The organism is Streptomyces sp. JNUCC 64, from assembly GCF_054484115.1.
Genome location: NZ_CM137015.1, coordinates 7021366 through 7039217, shown reverse-complemented (window position 1 = coordinate 7039217; position 17852 = coordinate 7021366). Strand labels below are relative to the sequence as shown.

General features: G+C 72.8%; 15 protein-coding genes and 1 tRNA gene. 6 read left to right on the top strand and 10 right to left on the bottom strand.

From position 1 onward, the window contains the following. Positions 1-208 precede the first annotated feature (208 nt). Both ACVWNX_RS29125 and ACVWNX_RS29120 read left to right on the top strand, forming a co-directional pair. Positions 209-1552, top strand: a complete 1344-nt coding sequence (locus ACVWNX_RS29125; protein ID WP_454411163.1) for a flavin monoamine oxidase family protein — start codon at positions 209-211, stop codon at positions 1550-1552. 381 nt (positions 1553-1933) lie between these two features. Continuing rightward, a complete protein-coding gene (locus ACVWNX_RS29120; protein ID WP_454411162.1) occupies positions 1934-2422 on the top strand; it encodes a pyridoxamine 5'-phosphate oxidase family protein in 489 nt (162 codons plus the stop codon). A gap of 156 nt (positions 2423-2578) precedes the next feature. Here the strand turns inward: ACVWNX_RS29120 and ACVWNX_RS29115 are convergent, their stop codons facing one another. Next, positions 2579-3751 carry an acyl-CoA dehydrogenase family protein gene (locus tag ACVWNX_RS29115; RefSeq protein WP_454411161.1) on the bottom strand — a complete coding sequence of 391 codons (1173 nt, stop codon included), beginning with the start codon at positions 3749-3751 and terminating at the stop codon, positions 2579-2581. Positions 3752-4078: 327 nt separating this feature from the next. On the opposite strand from ACVWNX_RS29115, the gene ACVWNX_RS29110 reads away from it, so the two are divergent. Then, the gene (locus ACVWNX_RS29110) at positions 4079-4840 is read left to right on the top strand and encodes an SDR family oxidoreductase (RefSeq protein WP_454411160.1); all 762 of its coding nucleotides are present in this window, start codon (positions 4079-4081) and stop codon (positions 4838-4840) included. A 50-nt stretch (positions 4841-4890) separates the two neighbouring features. Here ACVWNX_RS29110 and ACVWNX_RS29105 read toward each other — a convergent pair whose 3' ends face one another. From ACVWNX_RS29105 to ACVWNX_RS29095, 3 genes are all read right to left on the bottom strand, one after another. Further along, a complete protein-coding gene (locus ACVWNX_RS29105) occupies positions 4891-7053 on the bottom strand; it encodes a BTAD domain-containing putative transcriptional regulator (protein ID WP_454411159.1) in 2163 nt (720 codons plus the stop codon). A 273-nt stretch (positions 7054-7326) separates the two neighbouring features. Then, the gene (locus tag ACVWNX_RS29100) at positions 7327-8457 is read right to left on the bottom strand and encodes an IS701 family transposase (RefSeq protein WP_454411158.1); all 1131 of its coding nucleotides are present in this window, start codon (positions 8455-8457) and stop codon (positions 7327-7329) included. A gap of 395 nt (positions 8458-8852) precedes the next feature. Then, positions 8853-9509: a ScbR family autoregulator-binding transcription factor gene (locus tag ACVWNX_RS29095; RefSeq protein WP_454411157.1), complete on the bottom strand. Its 657-nt coding sequence runs from the start codon at positions 9507-9509 to the stop codon at positions 8853-8855. A 198-nt stretch (positions 9510-9707) separates the two neighbouring features. On the opposite strand from ACVWNX_RS29095, the gene ACVWNX_RS29090 reads away from it, so the two are divergent. After that, complete coding sequence (locus tag ACVWNX_RS29090; RefSeq protein ID WP_454411156.1) at positions 9708-10550, top strand: ScbA/BarX family gamma-butyrolactone biosynthesis protein; 843 nt, start codon at positions 9708-9710, stop codon at positions 10548-10550. A gap of 54 nt (positions 10551-10604) precedes the next feature. Here the strand turns inward: ACVWNX_RS29090 and ACVWNX_RS29085 are convergent, their stop codons facing one another. Together ACVWNX_RS29085 and ACVWNX_RS29080 are read right to left on the bottom strand one after the other, a co-directional pair. After that, positions 10605-11369, bottom strand: a complete 765-nt coding sequence (locus ACVWNX_RS29085) for a glucose 1-dehydrogenase (protein WP_454411155.1) — start codon at positions 11367-11369, stop codon at positions 10605-10607. A gap of 48 nt (positions 11370-11417) precedes the next feature. Next, the gene (locus ACVWNX_RS29080; protein ID WP_454411154.1) at positions 11418-12116 is read right to left on the bottom strand and encodes a ScbR family autoregulator-binding transcription factor; all 699 of its coding nucleotides are present in this window, start codon (positions 12114-12116) and stop codon (positions 11418-11420) included. Positions 12117-12388: 272 nt separating this feature from the next. On the opposite strand from ACVWNX_RS29080, the gene ACVWNX_RS29075 reads away from it, so the two are divergent. Further along, positions 12389-13297, top strand: coding sequence for a quinone oxidoreductase family protein (locus ACVWNX_RS29075; RefSeq protein ID WP_454411153.1), 909 nt, complete (start codon positions 12389-12391; stop codon positions 13295-13297). A gap of 60 nt (positions 13298-13357) precedes the next feature. On the opposite strand, the gene ACVWNX_RS29070 is transcribed toward ACVWNX_RS29075, so the two are convergent. Both ACVWNX_RS29070 and thrS read right to left on the bottom strand, forming a co-directional pair. After that, positions 13358-13918: an HIT family protein gene (locus ACVWNX_RS29070; RefSeq protein ID WP_454411152.1), complete on the bottom strand. Its 561-nt coding sequence runs from the start codon at positions 13916-13918 to the stop codon at positions 13358-13360. Between the two features lie 49 nt (positions 13919-13967). After that, the gene (thrS, locus tag ACVWNX_RS29065; RefSeq protein ID WP_454411151.1) at positions 13968-15944 is read right to left on the bottom strand and encodes a threonine--tRNA ligase; all 1977 of its coding nucleotides are present in this window, start codon (positions 15942-15944) and stop codon (positions 13968-13970) included. Between the two features lie 432 nt (positions 15945-16376). On the opposite strand from thrS, the gene ACVWNX_RS29060 reads away from it, so the two are divergent. Next, positions 16377-17105, top strand: a complete 729-nt coding sequence (locus ACVWNX_RS29060) for an exonuclease domain-containing protein (protein WP_454411150.1) — start codon at positions 16377-16379, stop codon at positions 17103-17105. Between the two features lie 61 nt (positions 17106-17166). Here ACVWNX_RS29060 and ACVWNX_RS29055 read toward each other — a convergent pair. Together ACVWNX_RS29055 and ACVWNX_RS29050 are read right to left on the bottom strand one after the other, a co-directional pair. Continuing rightward, positions 17167-17238 (bottom strand) — tRNA-Val (locus ACVWNX_RS29055). 139 nt (positions 17239-17377) lie between these two features. Then, positions 17378-17827, bottom strand: a complete 450-nt coding sequence (locus tag ACVWNX_RS29050; protein WP_454411149.1) for an SRPBCC family protein — start codon at positions 17825-17827, stop codon at positions 17378-17380. Between the last annotated feature and the right edge of the window lie 25 nt (positions 17828-17852).

Below are 17852 nucleotides of genomic sequence, written 5' to 3'. Positions count from 1 at the left end.
GGTAGGCGTGGTGCGACCATTTCCGGCTCACTGCGCCCACAAAGCATTGCAGACCTCGACCATCGGCCAGTAATCAGCTGTTCACGCGGGGAATAGGAGGAAATAGATTACCGGGGCATGACCGTTCGGCAAGGGGAGCTCAAGTAGTTTGACCCTCCGGAATCACCTGGTTTTCCGTCCGACCGTCGTTCTGCCACGGAGAGGGTCCATGACCGCAGTTCGTGCTCATGAGGCGATAGTCATCGGCGCCGGTTTCGCCGGGGTCACCGCGGCGCGCGGGTTGAGGGAGCGGGGGCTGCGCCCGGTGGTGGTCGAGGCCCGCCACCGGATCGGCGGGCGCACCTGGACCGACTCCTTCGACGGGGTCACCATCGAGTACGGCGGCGGCTGGATCTCGCCCGCCTCGGAGCTGGCGGTGCGGGAGTTGGAGCGGTACGGCGTCTCCCTGGTGGCGGGGGTGCTGCCCGCGGCGGAGCGGGCCGTCTTCCCGGTGGAGGACGGCACCCTGCGGACGTTCGACGGGCCGACGGCCCTCGGCCGGCTCGGCGAGCTGCTGACCACGGTCTTCGCGGGGAGCGAGGAGTTGCTGCCCCGGCCCCACGACCCGCTCCGGGCGGGCGGGCGCGTCCGCGCCGTCGCGGGCCGTTCGCTGCGCGACCACATCGACGCGCTGGACCTGGCGCCCCGTGACGACCTGTGGATCAGCACCCTGGTGGGCGGCTTCTCCGGCGGCAGCAGCGAGGACGGCGCCTACGAGGCGCTCGCCCAGTGGTGGCGGCTCGCGGGCGGCGACCTGCCGGGCTGGATCACCATCGAGGGCCAGGCGCCCTCCTCGGGCATGAGCGCGCTGGCGCAGGAGATCCTCAACGACGCCGACGCGGACGTCCATCTGAACTCCCCCGTCACCCGGATCGTGGACGACGGCTCGCTCGTCACCGTGACCACCGCGGACGGCCGCCGGTTCGCCGCGCCGGTCGCGGTGCTCGCCGTCCCGGTGAACGTGTGGCGGACCATCGACTTCGAGCCGGGCCTGCCCGCCGCCCACGTCCGGGCCGGGACGACCGGCATCGGCGTCCCGCACAGCAGCAGGCTGTGGCTGCGGGTGCGCGGGGACCTCGGACCGGTGCACGCGCGGGACTTCGAGGGCGGGCCGCTCACCCCGCTGTTCACCCACGCCCTCCTCGGCGCGGGCGAGCAGTTGCTCACCGGCTACAGCCAGGACCCCGCGCTGGACGTGTCCCGGCCCGAGCAGGTACGGGCCGCGCTGCGCAGGCTGCTGCCGGAGGCCGAGTTGGTCTCCTACCGCGCCCACGACTGGGGCCGCGACCCGTTCTCGCTGGGGGGCTGGACCCTGCGGCGGCCGGGCCAGCTGCTGGACCTGCCCCTGGTCCAGCGGCCGCACGGCCGGATCGCCTTCGCGAACGACGGTCTGGCCAGCGGCTGGAACGGCTTCGTGGACGGCGCGATCGAGAGCGGCGTCCGCGCGGCCGGACAGGCGGCCGCGCTGGTCGCGGGGCGGTCGTTCCCCGCGGACGCCGCGGTCGTCGGCTGACGTGCGCCGTCGGCCGACGACCGGAAGGGACGGACCTGGTCCGGCCGCGGACCCCGGCGGGAGTGACGGCCCGCCGCGTGGACGGACCGGTCCGGGAAGGCCGGACGCGCCGGACCCGCCGGGAGCCCGGCGCGTCCGACGCCCCGGACGCGGCCCCGGCGGCCCGGACCCGCACGAGGGCGGGCCGGTCACCGGCGGGGCCGGGCGTCCACCCCGTTCGACCCCGCCCCGCCGCCCGTTCCGGGCGGCGGGGCGACCCGATGACCACCGATGAAAGCGGTCCGGCCGGGGAGCACGCCCCGGCCGGACCGGCCGAACCATGAGCGGCACGGCGCCCGGGACCGTCCCGGGCGGCCGCTCACCGAGAAAGGACACCGATCCGTGGCGACGACACGCGTGGAGGAATTCGCGGACCTGGCGGACGAGTTCCACCAGTACATCCGGGACATCGTCTACTGTTCGCTGATCACCGTGGACAAGCTGGGACGGCCGCGCGCGCGTGTCCTGCTGCCCATCTGGGAGGTGGTCGACGGCCGTCCGGTGGGCTGGATCGCCGCCTACAAGACACCGGTGAAGACGGCCCACATCACCAACAACCCCCATGTCACCTGCTCGTACTGGAACCCCCGGCAGAACGCCGTCTACGTGGACAGCGTCTCCGAGTGGATCGAGGACCCGACGGTCAAGCGCGAGGTGTGGGAGCTGTACCGCCAGGGCAGCCCCCGGGGCGTCGGGTACGACCCCGTGCACTACTGGAAGAAGGGGCCGACGGACCCCGAGTACGGCCTGCTGCGGATGGACCCGTTCCGGGTGCAGGTCCTGCGGGGCCGTGACATGCGCAGCAGGATGTGGCAGCCCCCCGCCGGGTGAACCCCGGCGCGTGGTGAGCGTCCGCCGGATCCTCCGGTGGCGGGGGGAGACAGCCGTGCACCGGTCGTCTCCCCCCGCCCCGGACCGGGGGCCGCACCCCCCGGGGCCCGGGTCCGCGCGCGACGGCGGCCGCGCGCGGACCCGCGGGGTCCTGGGTCAGAGGAACGGGGTGTCCGGGTCGAGGCCGAGCAGGACCCGGCCGTGGACCTCCAGGTTGGTGCTGGCCAGGAGCATGCCGTGCAGGGCGAACCCCTGGGCGTCCCGGTGGAAGCGCTGGATCGGCACCGTGCGCTGGATCACCGTGGCGCCGGAGGCGCCGTACAGGATCTCCACCGCCTCCTTGGCGAGCTGGACGATGTACGCGGTCCGGCCGCGGACCTCGGCCTTCTCCTCGAAGGAGGGCTGCACCCCGGCGTCGGCGCGCTCCTGGAGCAGGGCGGTCACTTCGCGCAGCAGGGCGTCGGCGGCGGCGGCCTTGTTGGCGGCGGTCGCGACCTGGATCTGGGTGAGCGGGTGCTCGCTCTGCTCGCTCCAGGAGGTGTAGGTGATGCCCCGGCCCGGGACGCGCTCCAGGAACAGCTCCAGGGCCCCCTGGGCGATGCCGAGGAAGACCGCCGCGCACTCCACCATGACGTAGGTGAACAGGCCGTAGCCGCGCCCGGGGGTCACCTCGGCGTCACGGCCCGGGGTGGTGTTCAGGACGGCGTCCTCGTAGCTGACGACCCGGTGGGCCGGGACGAAGACGTCCTCGGCGGTGGTGGTCGAGCTGCCGGTACCGGCGGCGGCCGAGGTGTGCCAGTCGTCGGCGATGGTGAACTCGGACGTCGGCAGGATGGCGACGGCCTCCTCCCGGCTGCCGTCCTCCTTCTCGACGTAGGCCGCCGCGATGTTCCATTCGGCGCCCCGGCAGCCCGAGTTGAACCTCCAGCTGCCGTTCAGCAGGAACCCGCCGTCGGTGGGGGTGAGGGTGCCGGTGGGGGAGAATCCGCCGGAGACGCGCACCGACCCGCCCGCGAAGACCTCCTCCTGGGCCCGGTCCGGGAAGAGCCCGGCCAGTCCCGCGGAGGAGACCCAGACCATCGACAACCAGCCAGTGGAAGCGCATCCGCGACCGGCTTCCCGGATGATCCTCGCCTGGTCGGCGAGGGAGAGGTCCAGACCGCCGAAGCGCTTGGGCACGGCCGCGCGGAACACCCCCGCCTGTTCCAGGAGTTCGATGTTCTCCTCGGGAATCCAGCGCCGCCGTTCGGCGTCCTCCCCGTTGGCCCGGAACGTGGGCACGGCTTCCCGTACCGCCTTCAGTACGGATTCGACCTGACTGTCCGTCATCGTCTCCCCTTCACGTCACGCTGTTCGGTACACGTTCGACCGTGCCGACGTCGGCATGCGTTCCGAACCTAATAGGTCGCGGCAAGGCGGACGCTAATGGGAAGTAATCACCGGGCAATCGACGGCGTCCGGGAATTGCGGACGGCGATTACCTCCGGGTGAGTTCGGGGCGCTCTTCCGTGACCGCCCCTGTGCGAGCCTTACGGCATTCGAAACCACGGCGTCCGGTCGATTCCGCACGACCACACCGACGGTGTCCGGCAGCGCCGACGCCGGACGTCCCCGAATCCCGGACGCCCCCGCCGAACGGAGAGGACGGAGTAGACGATGAGCGACTACACGGGCCGGAAGGCCGTCATCACGGGAGGCACCCACGGCATGGGGCTGGCCATCGCCCGGGCCCTGCTGGAGGGCGGCGCCGAGGTGCTGGTGACCGGACGGAACCCGGACAACGTGGACAGCGCCCGGGCCGCGCTCGGCGACGGGGCCCATGTGGTGCGTTCCGACGCCGGGAGCCTGGCGGAGATCGAGCTGCTCGCCAAGACGGTGGAGGAGACGTTCGGCCGTTTCGACCATCTGTTCGTCAACGCGGGCACGGCGGTCATCGAACCGTTCGCCCAGGTCACCGAGGCCACCTTCGACCAGCAGTTCCAGGTGAACACCAAGGGCGCCTTCTTCGCGGCGCAGCGGCTGGCTCCGCTGGTCGAGGACGGCGGGTCGATCGTCTTCACCAGCTCCGTGGCCGATCAGGGCGGCACCCCGGGGATGAGCGTGTACTCGGGTTCCAAGGCCGCGCTGTTCTCGTTCACGCAGGTCATCGCCTCCGAACTGCTGCCAAGGAACATCCGGGTGAACGCGGTGAGCCCCGGTTTCATCGACACGCCCAGCATGGGCGTGCCCGGGCTGAGCGAAGAGGAGCGGGCGGGCTTCAGCGCGCTCGGCGACCAGCTGACCCCGATGCGCCGGCACGGGGGCGTCGCGGAGGTGGCGCGCGCGGCCCTGTACCTCGCGGTGGACGCCACGTTCACCACCGGGACCAAGCTGCCCGTGGACGGCGGCCTCGGCCAAGGCGTCCAGTACCCCCAGTAGGTCCGCCGCGCGTGGCGCCGCCGGGACCGGGGTCCCGGCGGCGCCACCGGTCAGACGACGGGGGCGGCCTCCAGGGTGAGCGCCAGCCACGGCGCCGCGAGCCGTCCGGCCCCGGGGTCCGGGGCGGGCGGGGTGCCCAGGGTGATCGTGGTGACGGACCACCGGGAGCCGAGCCAGCGGGAGCAGTGCGCCGACGCCTCCGGCCTGGCACCGGTCACCGCCAGCAGCGGCACCGGACGGCCGGTGGCGTGGACCTCCTCCAGGAACCCCCCGAGCGCGTCGTCGGCCCGGTGCGCCGCGTCGTCGATCAGCACCAGGGGCCGGTGCTGGGCCGCGGCCTCCACGAACCGGACGCAGGCCAGCCGCCGTTCGTCCGGCTCCGAGAGGTCGGGGACCGGCTCGGTGGCGCCTTCCAGCACCGGCCCCAGCCGGGCCATCAGCCAGCGGGCCTGCGCCGGTCCCCGCGCCAGGGCGCCGACCGCGTCGCCGAGCTTCTGCCAGACGTCCGTGGGCGGGTCCTGCTCGGTGATCCCGCAGTAGCCCGCCAGGACCCGCCGGTACAGGGCGTACGGATCGGCACCGTCAGTGCCGTCGGGGGTGAGCACCAAGGGGTCCGAGGGGTCCCCGGCGAGGCGGTCCCGCAGCTGCCCGAGGACCCGGGTCCGGGCCGTGTCGGAGGCCCCGAGCACCACCGCCTGGTGAGGGCGGCGCCAGCGGGCGGTGTGGTCGAGCAGGCCGGTGAGCAGTTCGAGTTCCCGGGCGTGGCCCTCGGCCGGGGCGATCCCACCGGCCCGTTCCCCCGGCGCCGCCCGGACCTGCCAGCTCTCCTGGCCGTCGGCGACCCGCTGATAGGCGAGCAGCCCCTCGGTGGCGCTCCGGGTCCGTCCGCAGACCCGGATCTCCCCCAGCGGCACCAGCGGCAGCAGGGCCTGGCACTCGTGCAGGAGGGCACCGTTGACCGACGCCGGGCCCCCGCGCCCCGGCCCGGTCTGCACCAGCGCCTCGCCGGTCGTCACCGCGACGCGGACCCCGACGCCGGACCACTCAGGACTCCGGCGGACGGCCCGGACCGACGGCCCGGCGATCCGGTCGCGGACGGCCACCGCCGCCCGGACGGCCCGGGCGGAGTGCTCGTCGCCGTACGCCCCGGCCGGGAAGAGCCCCAGGCTGACACCGCCCATGGCACCGGCGAAGACCCCGCCGAACCGTTCGATCTCCCGGCGGACGAGGGAGTCGGCGGCGTCGAGTCCGCCGTTCACGCCGAAGCCGCCGTCGGCCTCCAGCTCCGGATCGGGTTCGGTGCGCACGAGGAGGGTCGCGGCCCTGCGCCGCTCCCAGCCGCCGGGCTCCTGGTGCCCGGTGGGGGCAGGGCCGGGGGCCGGGGGCTCCGGACGCTCGGCGAACGGGGCGGTCCCGGGCCGGGTGAGCACCGCCGAGCGGGACTCGGGGAGTTGGAGGGAGGGGTCGTGGGTGAGGATGGCCTGCTGAAGGGTGCGCAGCTCACGGCTGGGCTCCAGACCCAGGTCCTCCACGAGGGCGGTGCGCAGTCTGCTGTAGACGCCGAGGGCGTCGGCCTGCCTGCCGCACCGGTACAGCGCGCGCATGAGCTGCCCGCAGGACCGTTCCCGCAGGGGCTCGTTGTCGACCATGACCTCCAGTTCGCCGAGCACCGGGTAGTGCTGGCCGGAGGCGAGCTGGGCCTCGAAGAAGTCCTCCTGCACCCCGAGCCGGGTGTCCTGGAGGGTGCTCAGCTCGGGCCACAGCACTCCGGCCTCGACCAGGTCGGACAGGGCGGGGCCGCGCCAGAGGGCGAGCGCGTCGCGCAGCAGCAGGGAGGCGTCCTCGGGGGCTCCCGCGGCCAGTCGGGAGCGGCCCTCGTCGACCCACCGGGTGAACTGGTGGTGGTCGATGAGGTCCCGGTCGACCTGGAGGGTGTAGCCGGGGGGCCGGGTCCGCAGGGCGGCGGGGCCCTGGCGTTCGCCCTCGTCGGTGAGGGCCCTGCGCAACCCCCAGATGGCGTTCTGGAGGATCTTGCGCGCGGTCGCGGGGGCGCCCTCCACGCTCCACAGCGCTCTGAGCAACTGACTCGTGGAAACGACCTGGTTGGGCTGGAGGAGAAGGAATCCGAGCGCGGCTCGCTGCTTGATGCCGCCCAGGGCGATGGGCCTGCCGTCGACGGACACCTCCAACGGGCCGAGCATCTTGAAGCGCATGACTCTCCCTGGGCTGGGCTGGAAGCGGGCTGTTCACGACGGTCCGGCGAGCGTCACCACGGGGCGGGAGCCGCCGCGGCGGCGCGGGCGGACGGGGTGGCCCCGCGACGCGAACGCCACCTCGTCACGCTCCTGTTCCGTCGCGCCGGAGCGCGCCGGACGCCGGATACCGAACGGAATGCAAGCAACAGCCTAGGGAGCGGACCGGATCACAGCCCGGCACGGAAGCGAGAGTGTCAAATTACCGGACGGTAGTTAAGAAAGTGGTCCAGGTCACACCGCATGCCGGGGCCTTCCGGAGACCCACGGCCGCTCCACCCCGGCGGCCTGGAGGACGGCGATCAGATGGGCGACCGAGGAGAGCGTGATGTGATGGTGCCAGCCGAGGAAGGAGCGCCCCGCGAAGTCCCGCACCCCCACCCGCTCCGCGACCCCGGCGAACCCCTCGATCCGTCCGGGCAGCCGGATCAGCCGCAGCAGGGCCGGCCAGGGGACGGCCGCGTTGGTCAGCCACAGCTCGCACGCGTCGCGCGGACCGGACGTCCAGGCGCCCAGGAGCACCAGCCCGGAGGCCCGTTGAGCACCGGGCTCCGGCGGCGGACCGCCGACCACGGGAATGGCCACCGTGGTCGTCACCTCCCCCTCCGGAGAGGTGACCGGCCTCCTCAACTGGACGGAAGCCTGGGCCAGTTGGGAAGCGGAACGCTCGGCGCCGCTATAGCGGGGCAGCCGGGTCCGGTCGATCCGCAGCGAGGTCTGCGGGTCCACCCGGATCAGAAAGGTGAGGCCCGCGGCGGCCAGCCGGCGCGCGAGCGGGATCGCGGCCACCCCCGGCACGTCCACCACCACCGGGCCGTTCATCGGGCCCGTCAGCCCCGAACAGCTGAGCGCGGCCTCCCGGACACCGCTGTCGAGCGTCAGCGGAACCACGTCGTCCGGCACCTGGGCCCGACGCCTCAGCTGGGCGTCCGCCCACCGGGGCGGCAGCAGCAGATGCCAGTCGACGGGGACCGCCGCGTCGTCGGAGACCATCCACGCGCCCAGCACCTGCTGGGCGTTGACCTTCTGGCCGAGGTGGGGGACGTACTGGTGGTCCACCCCGATCGAGTGCGGGCCGACCTTGAGGATCGCGGTGGGCCTGATGACCCACGCCCGCGGCTCCAGGGTTCCCAGCACGTAGCGGGCGAGCGCCCGCCGCACGGGCACCCAGTCCCAGGGCGAGGAGCTGATGAAGTGGTGCACGCTCTGCCGGGAGGCGCCGCCGTCGATCTCGGCCGCGACGTTCCGGAGGGTCTTGCGCCCCGGCGAGGCGAGCAGGCCCCGGACGTACTGCTCGGCCTTGACCCGCTGTTCGGCGCGTCTCAGCGGCGCGAACAGATGGGCGCCGACATCGGCGAGCAGCATGCCGGGAGCGGGTAAGTCCCCCGGTTTGTGAGTGGGTTTCTCCACTTGTCTCCCCGAATCCCCCGGACGGCGACGGCGACGCGGGCGCCCGCACTGCGCCGACACCCTCGGTACGCCGACCAAAACATCATCCGGCCTCCCGCGCAACTTCCTCCCCACCACTACGGCACGAGGCCGGGCACCGGAGCGTCGGACACCGGCCCCGACCCCCGACCCTGGACAGGACGCCCCGGGATTCCGGAGGGTTGAGCCGCTCCTACCCGGCCCCCGAGACCAAGAAAACCGGACGCTATGTCAGTTATTCGGGGCCGAAGGACCGTCGACCGGGCCCACCGGGGCGGTCAGGTCGGCCGGGACGGCCGTCCGGGACGGGGCGGTCGGCGGGACCGGGGCGGTCATCCGGCCCCGGGGGCGTCCGGGGCGGCCCGGCTCGCCTCCAGGAGCTGCTTCGCCCGGTGGGGGGAGGTGTCCAGCTTCGCCAGCACCCCGGGGGTCGCCACATTGGGCAGCAGCAGCTGGTACAGGGCGGAGATCTCGTCGATCAGCTCCAGGTTCCCGGGCAGTTCCTCGGTCACCAACTGCACGCCCGTCCAGGAGCCGACGGCCAGCCTGGCGATGGACTCGGGGTCGGCGTGCGGCAGCAGCTCGCCCCGCTCCTTGGCCTCGCCCAGCAGCTGACCGCCGAGTTCCACCCAGTCCGGCCACCGGGTGCCGAAGAGGCCGCGCGCCCGGCAGTCCACGGAGAGCCGGATGGCCGCGCGCATCAGCGGCTCCCTCGGGAGCCGGTAGCCCAGGACGAGCCCCAGGTCGACCCACTCCTGGAGCTTGAACTGCTGGGGGGTGACCCCCTCCTTCGTCAAGGACTCCGCGAGCACCCCGCGCGCCAGGTCCTCCTTGGAGGGGAAGTGGAAGTAGAGGGCTCCTCTGGTCAGCCCCGTGCGTTCGACGAGCGCGGTGATCGTCGCGGCGTCGTAGCCGACCTCGTTGAACAGCTCCGCCATCGCCTCAAGAATGATCATGCGAGTGCGCCTACCGCGCGCTTGCCGTGCCACCAGACCCCCAAGGGCGCGTCTATGACCGTCTTTTGAATTCTCACAGGGCTCCGCTTGAAATCGAACGGAGAGTCGGTATCTTACTCTCCACAGCACGACAGACAACTTCCAGCCGCACCAGGGGGGGACCCTTTGGCTAAGGCGATCGGTGTTGTTCGCGAAGCCACTCGCAACGGTCAATCAGCTGTCAGCATCCCCATGTTGGGTGAATACACCCACCTGAAGCACAGTGAGTCCATTCTCATCAAGAACTGGGCGCGGAGCGGCGAGAGCTTATTCTCGTTCACCGTGGAATGGCCCGCCGTTCCCGGCCGAGGCCGTTACGACCCGCGGATACTGGCCCAGACGATCCGGCAGACCGGGCTTTTCGTGGCCCATGCCGAGTACGGAGTGCCGACCTCTCATCAGACACTGCTCCACACCCTGGAGTTCAACGTCCAGCCACGCTCTCTCGACGGCTGGGCCAGGACGCTCGGGGTGGAAGTGACCGTGACCCGTGCGCAGGGTCCGGCGGGCCGCGGTCTGGCCATGTCGTTCCGCGTCCACGGGAAGGACGGCACCATCGCCCGGGCGGAGACGGAGTTTGGCTGGATCTCACCCGCCGCCTACCGTCGGGTCCGGGGCGAGCGCGCCACCGTCGACTGGGGGGCGTGGCCCGTACCGGCGCCAGTGGATCCCGGGCTGGTCGGACGGACGCACGTCCATGACGTGGGCCTCGCCCCCGGCGGGCGCCCGGACCACTGGGAACTGCGCAACGACCCGGGGAACACCCTCATGTTCGACCACCCGGTCGACCACGTCCCCGGACTCGCCCTCCTCGACGCCGCGGACCAGGCCGCCCAGGCGGTCCTCACCCCCCACCCCTTCGAACCCCATCACCTCAGGATCGCGTTCGCCCGCTACGTCGAGTTCGACCGGCCCTGCCGGATCGGAGCCACCACCCTCACCCCACCCGGCTCCGACCGCGTCACGGTGGCGGTCAGCGGCACCCAGGACGGCGAGACCGCTTTCCAGGCGACGCTGAGCGGACTGCTGCTCTAGTCCCCGCGGGGCGGGGGTCGGCGTCCAGCACGACGACGGCCCCCGCCCGCGCGGTCACTGGTTGACGAAACCGCCGTCGACCGGGACCACCGTGCCGGTCAGGAAGGGGCAGCGGTCGCTCAACAGCCAGGCGGCGGCCGCCGCGATCTCCTCCGGCTCGGCGGTCCGCCCCTGCGGGGTCAGGGAGTTGACCGTCTCCTCCAGACCGGGGTTGCGGGCGAACCAGTCGGCGGTGATCTCGCTGCGGGTGGTGCCGGGGGCGACGGCGTTCACCCGGATCCCCCGCTTCGCGTATTCGTCCGCCGCCGCCCTGGTGAGCCCGACCACCGCGTGCTTGGAGGCGATGTAGGGGGCCGCCGCGGGGATCGCGACCAGTCCCGCGACACTGCTGTTGTTGACGATGGCGCCCCCGCCGCCCGCCAGCATCGCCGCGATCTCGTGGCGCATGCAGTTCCAGACGCTCCGCGCGTTGGTGTCCATCAGCGTGTCGTAGACCTCGTCGGGCATCAGATGCATCGGGGTGCGGTCACCGCCGGTCCCGGCGTTGTTGAAGGCCGCGTCCAGGCGGCCGTGCGCGGCGACCGCGGACTCCACGGCCGCCGCCGCGCGTTCGCCCTCGGTCACGTCGGCCACCACGTAGGACGCCGTCGCACCGGTGGACCGCAGCTCGTCCACCAGCGCGGCCAGCCGGTCCTCGCGTCGCGCCACCAGGACCAGCGCGGCGCCCTCGCGGGCGAACACCCGCGCGGCGGCTGCGCCGATCCCACTGCTCGCCCCGGTGACCAGGACGACCTTGCCGGAGAGGAGGTGTTCAGTCATGTGCCGAGTCTTCCGCAGTGCCGCCCATCGGTCCCCCATCGGTACGGGTCAGGCCACCCCGCACGGCTCCTTGCAACCGTCCCCCGTCAATTCCCAGCCACCGTCGCGGAGTTCGTCCACCGTCCAGACCGGCGCCAGAGCGCCGTCCGGGTTCAGCTGGCCTATCGCCGTCTCGTGCGCCAGCCGGGGGAGCGTCAGTTTCCAGAAGCGGCTTATCCCCTCGCGCGAGCACCAGCGGGCGTCGGTGCGGGTCCGCAGCTCGAACCCCGCCATCACGGCCGTGATGGCGAAGACCGCGTCCTCCACCACCGCGTCCGGGGCCAGCCGCCCCTGGTCCCGGGCCACCACGAGCATCAACTGCACCCAGTCCTGCCACTGTTCCCACAGATCGCCCTCGCCCCGCCAGGTCGCGTCGGTCCCCAGCCGGAACCCGGCCCGCAGCACCGGATCGTCCAGGAGGTCCTGGGCGAGGGCGTGGGAGGTGTCGACCATCAGCTGGAGGGGCGCCGGGTGCCGCAGCGGGACCCGGCCGGTGATGTTCAGCAACGCCTGGGCCGCCGCCGTCTCCACGGCGTGCCCGAGGGCCCGCTTGTTGCCGAAGTGGAAGTGCACGGCACCGTTGCTCACTCCCGCCCGGGAACTGATGGCGATGATGGAGGAGTCCGCGAACCCGGCGCGGTTGAAGACCTCCGCCGCCGAGCGGATCAGCTCCTGACGGGTGCGAAGGGCGCGGTGCTGCTTGGTCATGTGGCGCTCCGAAGGGGATGACGAGCGACGAGTGATGAGCACGGGACTGCCCCAAGCATGCACGGACAGCCGGACACGGGCTCCGGTCAGGCCCGACCTGTCCGGATCGTGTCCCCCAACGGTCCTTGATGCCGGGGCCGTTGGCGCTCCCGACGTCACGGCCGTGCCCGCGCGGGGGCCTCCCGGTCAGTGACGTGCACCGGGCACTGTACGCACCCATGTCGGCCGGGACGAGTCGGGACCGTCGGCACCTTGGCGCGATACCGTGCCCCATGCTCGCCATACGATTCGACCGTTTCGGCGGCCCCGAGGTCCTGACCCCCGTCGAGCTGCCGACGCCCCGGCCCGGTCCCGGGCAGGTCCTCCTCACCGTCGAGGCGGCGGGGGTGAACTTCGCGGACACCCATCAGACCGACGGCTCCTACCTCGACGCGGACCGGCTCCCCTACGTTCCGGGCAGCGAGGTGGTGGGGCGCGCCCCGGACGGCAGACGGGTCCTCGCCCGGGTCTCGGGCGGATACGCGGAACAGGCCGTGGCCGAGGAGTCCGGCCTGGTGGAGGTCCCCGACGGACTGGACGCCGGACGCGCCCTCGCCCTGATGACGCAGGGGCTGACCGCCTGGCACCTGCTGCGCACCGCGGCCCGGCTCGACCCCGGGGAGGCCGTCGTCGTCCACTCCGCGGCGGGCGGGGTGGGCAGTCTGGCCGTCCAGCTGGCCCGGGAGTTCGGGGCGGGGACGGTGCTCGCACAGGCGTCGTCGCCCGCCAAGCGGCGACTGGCCCTGGAGCTGGGGGCGGACGGCGTCGCGTCGTACCCCCTGGCGGAGCGGGCCGACGTGGTCCTCGACGCGGTCGGCGGGGACCTCTTCGACCGGGGGCTCGCGTCCCTCGCGCCGTTCGGGCGGCTCGTCACCTACGGCAACGCCTCCCGGACCGCGTTCACCCCGCTCGACCCGGGCCGGCTGGGCCGGCTCGGCGTCACCGTGGTCGGGTTCTGGCTGCGTCCGGTGCTGGCCCGGCCCGGCGCGGTGTCCGGTCCGCTCGCGGAGCTGGTGGACCTCACCCTCCGGGGGCGGCTGCGGCCGGTGGCCGAGACCGCCTATCCGCTGGCCGAAGCCCGCCGCGCCCACGAGGACCTGCTGGCCCGGCGCACCGTCGGCAAGGTGGTGCTGCGTCCCTAGGGCGGCTCCCCCGGCACCGGGCGGTCCCCCCGCGCGGTGCCGGGGGGGGACCGTCCGGGGTCACACCGGCCAGGCCGCCGCGAGCATCGACCGGGTGTCCGCGAGGAGCTGCGGCAGCACCTTGGTGTGCCCGACGACCGGCATGAAGTTGGTGTCGCCGCCCCAGCGGGGCACCACGTGCTGGTGCAGGTGCGCGGCGATCCCGGCGCCCGCGACCGTCCCCTGGTTCATGCCGATGTTGAAGCCGTGCGCCCCGGAGGCGGCCCGCAGCGCGGTCATCAGCCGCTGGGTGAAGTCCGCCAGCTCCAGCGTCTCCGCCCGGTCCAGCTCCGTGTAGTCGGCGACGTGCCGGTAGGGCACCGCCATGGCGTGCCCACCGGTGTAGGGGTACAGGTTCAGCACCGCGTAGACCAGCTCGCCCCGGGCGATCACCAGTCCGTCCTCATCGGATTTGGACGGGATGGAGCAGAACGGACAGCCGTCGTCCACTCCGGGGCCGGTGGGCTTGTTCTCTCCCTGGATGTAGGCCATCCGGTGGGGCGTCCACAGCCGCTGGAACGCGTCGGGGACGCCCACTCCGATCTGCTGCTCCGGCTCACTCGTCGTCATGCTGTGCAGCATAAGACCCCCGGGAGGGGGAACCTCCCGGGGGCCGTGGGCCGGGGCCCGGTCAGTTCTGGACGCGGTCCCGCACGACCTGCTCGATCTTGGCGAGGGCGTCCGCCACCGGGATGCCGTTCTCCTGCGAGCCGTCGCGGTAGCGGAAGGACACCGCGCCGTTCGCCATGTCCTCGTCGCCCGCGATGACCATGAACGGCACCTTCTGCTTCTGGGCGTTGCGGATCTTCTTCTGCATCCGGTCCGAGGAGGAGTCCACCTCCACCCGCAGCCCGCGCTGACGGGCCTGCCGGGCGAAGTCCTCCAGGTACGGCGTGTGCGCGTCCCCGATCGGGATGCCGGTCGCCTGGACGGGCGCGAGCCAGGCCGGGAAGGCACCCGCGTAGTGCTCCAGCAGCACCGCGAAGAACCGCTCGATCGACCCGAACAGCGCGCGGTGGATCATGACCGGGCGCTGCTTGGAGCCGTCGGGGCCGGTGTACTCCAGGTCGAAGCGCTCCGGCAGGTTGAAGTCCAGCTGGACGGTCGACATCTGCCAGGTGCGGCCGATGGCGTCCTTGACCTGGACGGAGATCTTCGGACCGTAGAAGGCGGCGCCGCCCGGGTCCGGGACCAGCGGCAGGCCCTGCTTCTCCGCGACCGCGCGCAGCGTCTCGGTGGCCTCCTCCCAGATCTCGTCGGATCCGACGAACTTCTCCGGGTCCTTGGTGGACAGCTCCAGGTAGAAGTCGGTGAGGCCGTAGTCGCGCAGCAGGTTCAGCACGAAGGTCAGCGTCGAGTCCAGCTCGTCCGCCATCTGCTCCTTGGTGCAGTAGATGTGCGCGTCGTCCTGGGTGAAGCCGCGGGCCCGGGTCAGCCCGTGGACGACGCCGGACTTCTCGTACCGGTACACGGTGCCGAACTCGAACAGGCGCAGCGGCAGCTCACGGTAGGACCGTCCGCGCGCGTCGAAGATCAGGTTGTGCATCGGGCAGTTCATGGGCTTCAGGTAGTAGTCCACGCCCTCGTCGAGCTGCATGGGCGGGTACATGCCGTCGGCGTACCAGTCGAGGTGCCCGGAGGTCTCGAAGAGCTTCCCCTTGGTGGCGTGGGGGGTGTAGACGAACTCGTACCCCTCCTCCTCGTGGCGGCGCCGGGAGTAGTCCTCCATGACCCGGCGGATGACGCCGCCCTTGGGGTGGAAGACCGCGAGGCCGGAGCCGATCTGGTCGGGGACGGAGAAGAGGTCCAGCTCGTTGCCGAGCCTGCGGTGGTCGCGCTTCTCGGCCTCGGCGAGGAAGTCGAGGTGCGCCTTCAGCTCCTCCTTGGAGGGCCAGGCGGTGCCGTAGATGCGCTGGAGCATCGGGTTCTTCTCGCTGCCGCGCCAGTAGGCGGCGGCGTTGCGCATCAGCTTGAACGCCGGGATGTTCCGGGTGGTCGGCAGGTGGGGGCCCCGGCAGAGGTCCTTCCAGCACAGCTCGCCGGTCTTGGCGTCCAGGTTGTCGTAGATCGTCAGCTCACCGGCGCCGACCTCGACGTCCGCGCCGTCGTCGTGGGAGGCCGAGCCCTTGAGGCCGATCAGCTCCAGCTTGTACGGCTCGTCGGCCAGTTCCTCGCGGGCCTCGTCGTCGCCGACGACGCGGCGGGAGAAGCGCTGGCCGCGCTTCTGGATCTCCTGCATCTTCTTCTCGACGGCCTTGAGGTCCTCGGGCGTGAAGGGCCGCTCGACGTCGAAGTCGTAGTAGAAGCCGTCGCGGACCGGCGGGCCGATCCCCAGCTTGGCCTCGGGGAACAGCTCCTGCACGGCCTGGGCCATGACGTGCGCGGTGGAGTGGCGCAGGATGTTCAGGCCGTCCTCGGAGGCGATGTCGACGGGCTCGACGCGCTCCCCGTCGCGCACCGGGTACGTGAGGTCCCGCAGCTCGCCGTCGACCCGGGCGGCGACGACCGAGCGCTCCCCCGGGAAGAGGTCAGCGGCCGTGGTGCCCGTCGTCACCACTCGCTCTTCCCGCTCGGAATCGCGTTGGATGATCACACGGACGTCTGACACCGGTCTCTCCTGCCTGAAGGGGGGCGCTCCCGGAATCGGGGGAAGCGCTCCCCGGATCGTACCGAGCCGGGGCCGTCCCCCGCGAAACGGTTACCCCGCGCGACGCCCCGGACACCGCGCCGGCGGGCCGCTCCGGCCCCGTGGCGGACCGGGGCGCGTCCCGGCGGGCGGGACGGCACGACGGACCCGTCGCGCACCACCGGTCACCACCGTGCGGCGCCGCGCTCCGGAGCCGCCCGGCGACCCGCCGGGACCCCGTCCGGGCCGGGGTCGCCCCCACCCCGTACGGACGGCCAGAGCGGGTCGTCGAAGTGCCGTAGCCGGGTCGGGTGTTGCGGCCCCCGCACGTATGCGCGGCGCCGGTCCGGGTATCACCCGAGCGGGGGCGGACACACGTCAACTGCCGAGGCTCGACAGAGGGGTTGGGTGATCATGACACTCTGGTACGAGGGCCCGCTGGCCGCCTTCGGCACCCTGACCACCGGGCTGGACGTCGAGTCCGACCGGGTCGTCTCGGCCGCGGTCGTCTGCCAGGACGGGCCGGGCGGACGGCCCCGGGCGACCCGCTGGCTGGTCAATCCGGGGGTGCCGGTGCCGGGGGAGGCCCTCGCCGCGCACGGGCTGACCGACGAACGGGTGGCCCACGAGGGGCGCTGGCCGTCGCCGGTGATGGAGGAGATCGCCCGGACCCTCGGGGAGCACGGCGCCACGGGCCGTCCGGTGGTGGTGATGCACGCGCCGTTCGACCTGACCCTGCTGGACCGCGAGTTGCGACGGCACCGGGCGACCCCGCTCACCCGCTATCTGGAGACCACCCCGTTACGGGTCCTCGACCCCTGGGTGCTGGACCGGCACTTCGACCGCTACCGCAAGGGCGGCCGGACCCTCGCGGACCTGTGCGCGGAGTACTCCGTGGAGCGCGCCGAGCGGCCGGACACCACGACGGACGCGTTGGCGGCCCTGGAGGTCGTGCGCGCGGTGGGGCGCCGCTTCGCCGCCCGGCTCGACCGCCTCTCCCCCGCCGAGCTGCACACGCTCCAGGCGGTCTGGCACGCGGCGCAGGCCCGTGGTCTGCCCTCGTGGTTCGCCCGCACCGGCACCGACGAGCCGATGGACCCGGCCTGGCCGCTGCGCCCCGAGCTGCCGACGGCGGCGGTCTGAGCCGGACGGGCCGCGAACGCGAAGAACCGGTCCGCCGTACGGCGGACCGGTTCTCTCCGGGTGGGCGATACTGGGTTCGAACCAGTGACCTCTTCGGTGTGAACGAAGCGCTCTCCCACTGAGCTAATCGCCCGGGAACGGACTGAACCATACAGGCCCCCGAGGGGTTCGTTCAAACCGCCGGGACCTGATCCGGACCGCCGGGACCCCCGCCCGCTCCGGACGCCCCTCCTCGCGCCCCCGCCGGGGGCGCGCACCGGACCGGGCGCGGCTCATCCCCCGGCCAGCAGCGCGGCGATCCCCCGCCGTCCGCCGCGCATCATCCACGCGTGGTTGAGCCGGAAGAGGGGGCGCCCCGGCACCGCGAGCACCCGCGTCAGAGCGGCCCGCGCCTCGACCTCCTGGTCGAACAGGACGACCGTGCCGCCGTCCCGGGGCATCAGGGTCCAGCGGATCCAGCCGTCGAGGTCCCCGGTCAGCACGGCCTCCAGGACTCCGGCGGCGGGGTCCCGGCGGACCCGGGTGACGGTCACGGCCAGGGTGAACGGCAGGAACGAGCGGAACCGCGCGGTGCCCCCGCCGCCCTCCGGGTCCGGTTCCACCGCGCGGACCTGCGGCCACCAGCGGGGGTACTCCCCGGCCCGTTCCAGGACGGCGAGCACGGCGGCGGGCGGGGCGGACAGTTCCCAGCGGCTGTGGAAGCGGTAGTGACACCAGTCCATGGGGCGAGTGTGCCCCCGGGTCCCG

Bases quoted from the DNA above. Each gene is read 5' to 3' on its own strand.
- ACVWNX_RS29125 (WP_454411163.1), top strand. From the start codon at position 209: ATGACCGCAGTTCGTGCTCATGAGGCGATAGTCATCGGCGCCGGTTTC.
- ACVWNX_RS29115 (WP_454411161.1), bottom strand. From the start codon at position 3,751: ATGACGGACAGTCAGGTCGAATCCGTACTGAAGGCGGTACGGGAAGCC.
- ACVWNX_RS29110 (WP_454411160.1), top strand. From the start codon at position 4,079: ATGAGCGACTACACGGGCCGGAAGGCCGTCATCACGGGAGGCACCCAC.
- ACVWNX_RS29105 (WP_454411159.1), bottom strand. From the start codon at position 7,053: ATGCGCTTCAAGATGCTCGGCCCGTTGGAGGTGTCCGTCGACGGCAGG.
- ACVWNX_RS29100 (WP_454411158.1), bottom strand. From the start codon at position 8,457: ATGCTGCTCGCCGATGTCGGCGCCCATCTGTTCGCGCCGCTGAGACGC.
- ACVWNX_RS29090 (WP_454411156.1), top strand. From the start codon at position 9,708: ATGTTGGGTGAATACACCCACCTGAAGCACAGTGAGTCCATTCTCATC.
- ACVWNX_RS29085 (WP_454411155.1), bottom strand. From the start codon at position 11,369: ATGACTGAACACCTCCTCTCCGGCAAGGTCGTCCTGGTCACCGGGGCG.
- ACVWNX_RS29080 (WP_454411154.1), bottom strand. From the start codon at position 12,116: ATGACCAAGCAGCACCGCGCCCTTCGCACCCGTCAGGAGCTGATCCGC.
- ACVWNX_RS29075 (WP_454411153.1), top strand. From the start codon at position 12,389: ATGCTCGCCATACGATTCGACCGTTTCGGCGGCCCCGAGGTCCTGACC.
- ACVWNX_RS29070 (WP_454411152.1), bottom strand. From the start codon at position 13,918: ATGCTGCACAGCATGACGACGAGTGAGCCGGAGCAGCAGATCGGAGTG.
- ACVWNX_RS29060 (WP_454411150.1), top strand. From the start codon at position 16,377: ATGACACTCTGGTACGAGGGCCCGCTGGCCGCCTTCGGCACCCTGACC.
- ACVWNX_RS29050 (WP_454411149.1), bottom strand. From the start codon at position 17,827: ATGGACTGGTGTCACTACCGCTTCCACAGCCGCTGGGAACTGTCCGCC.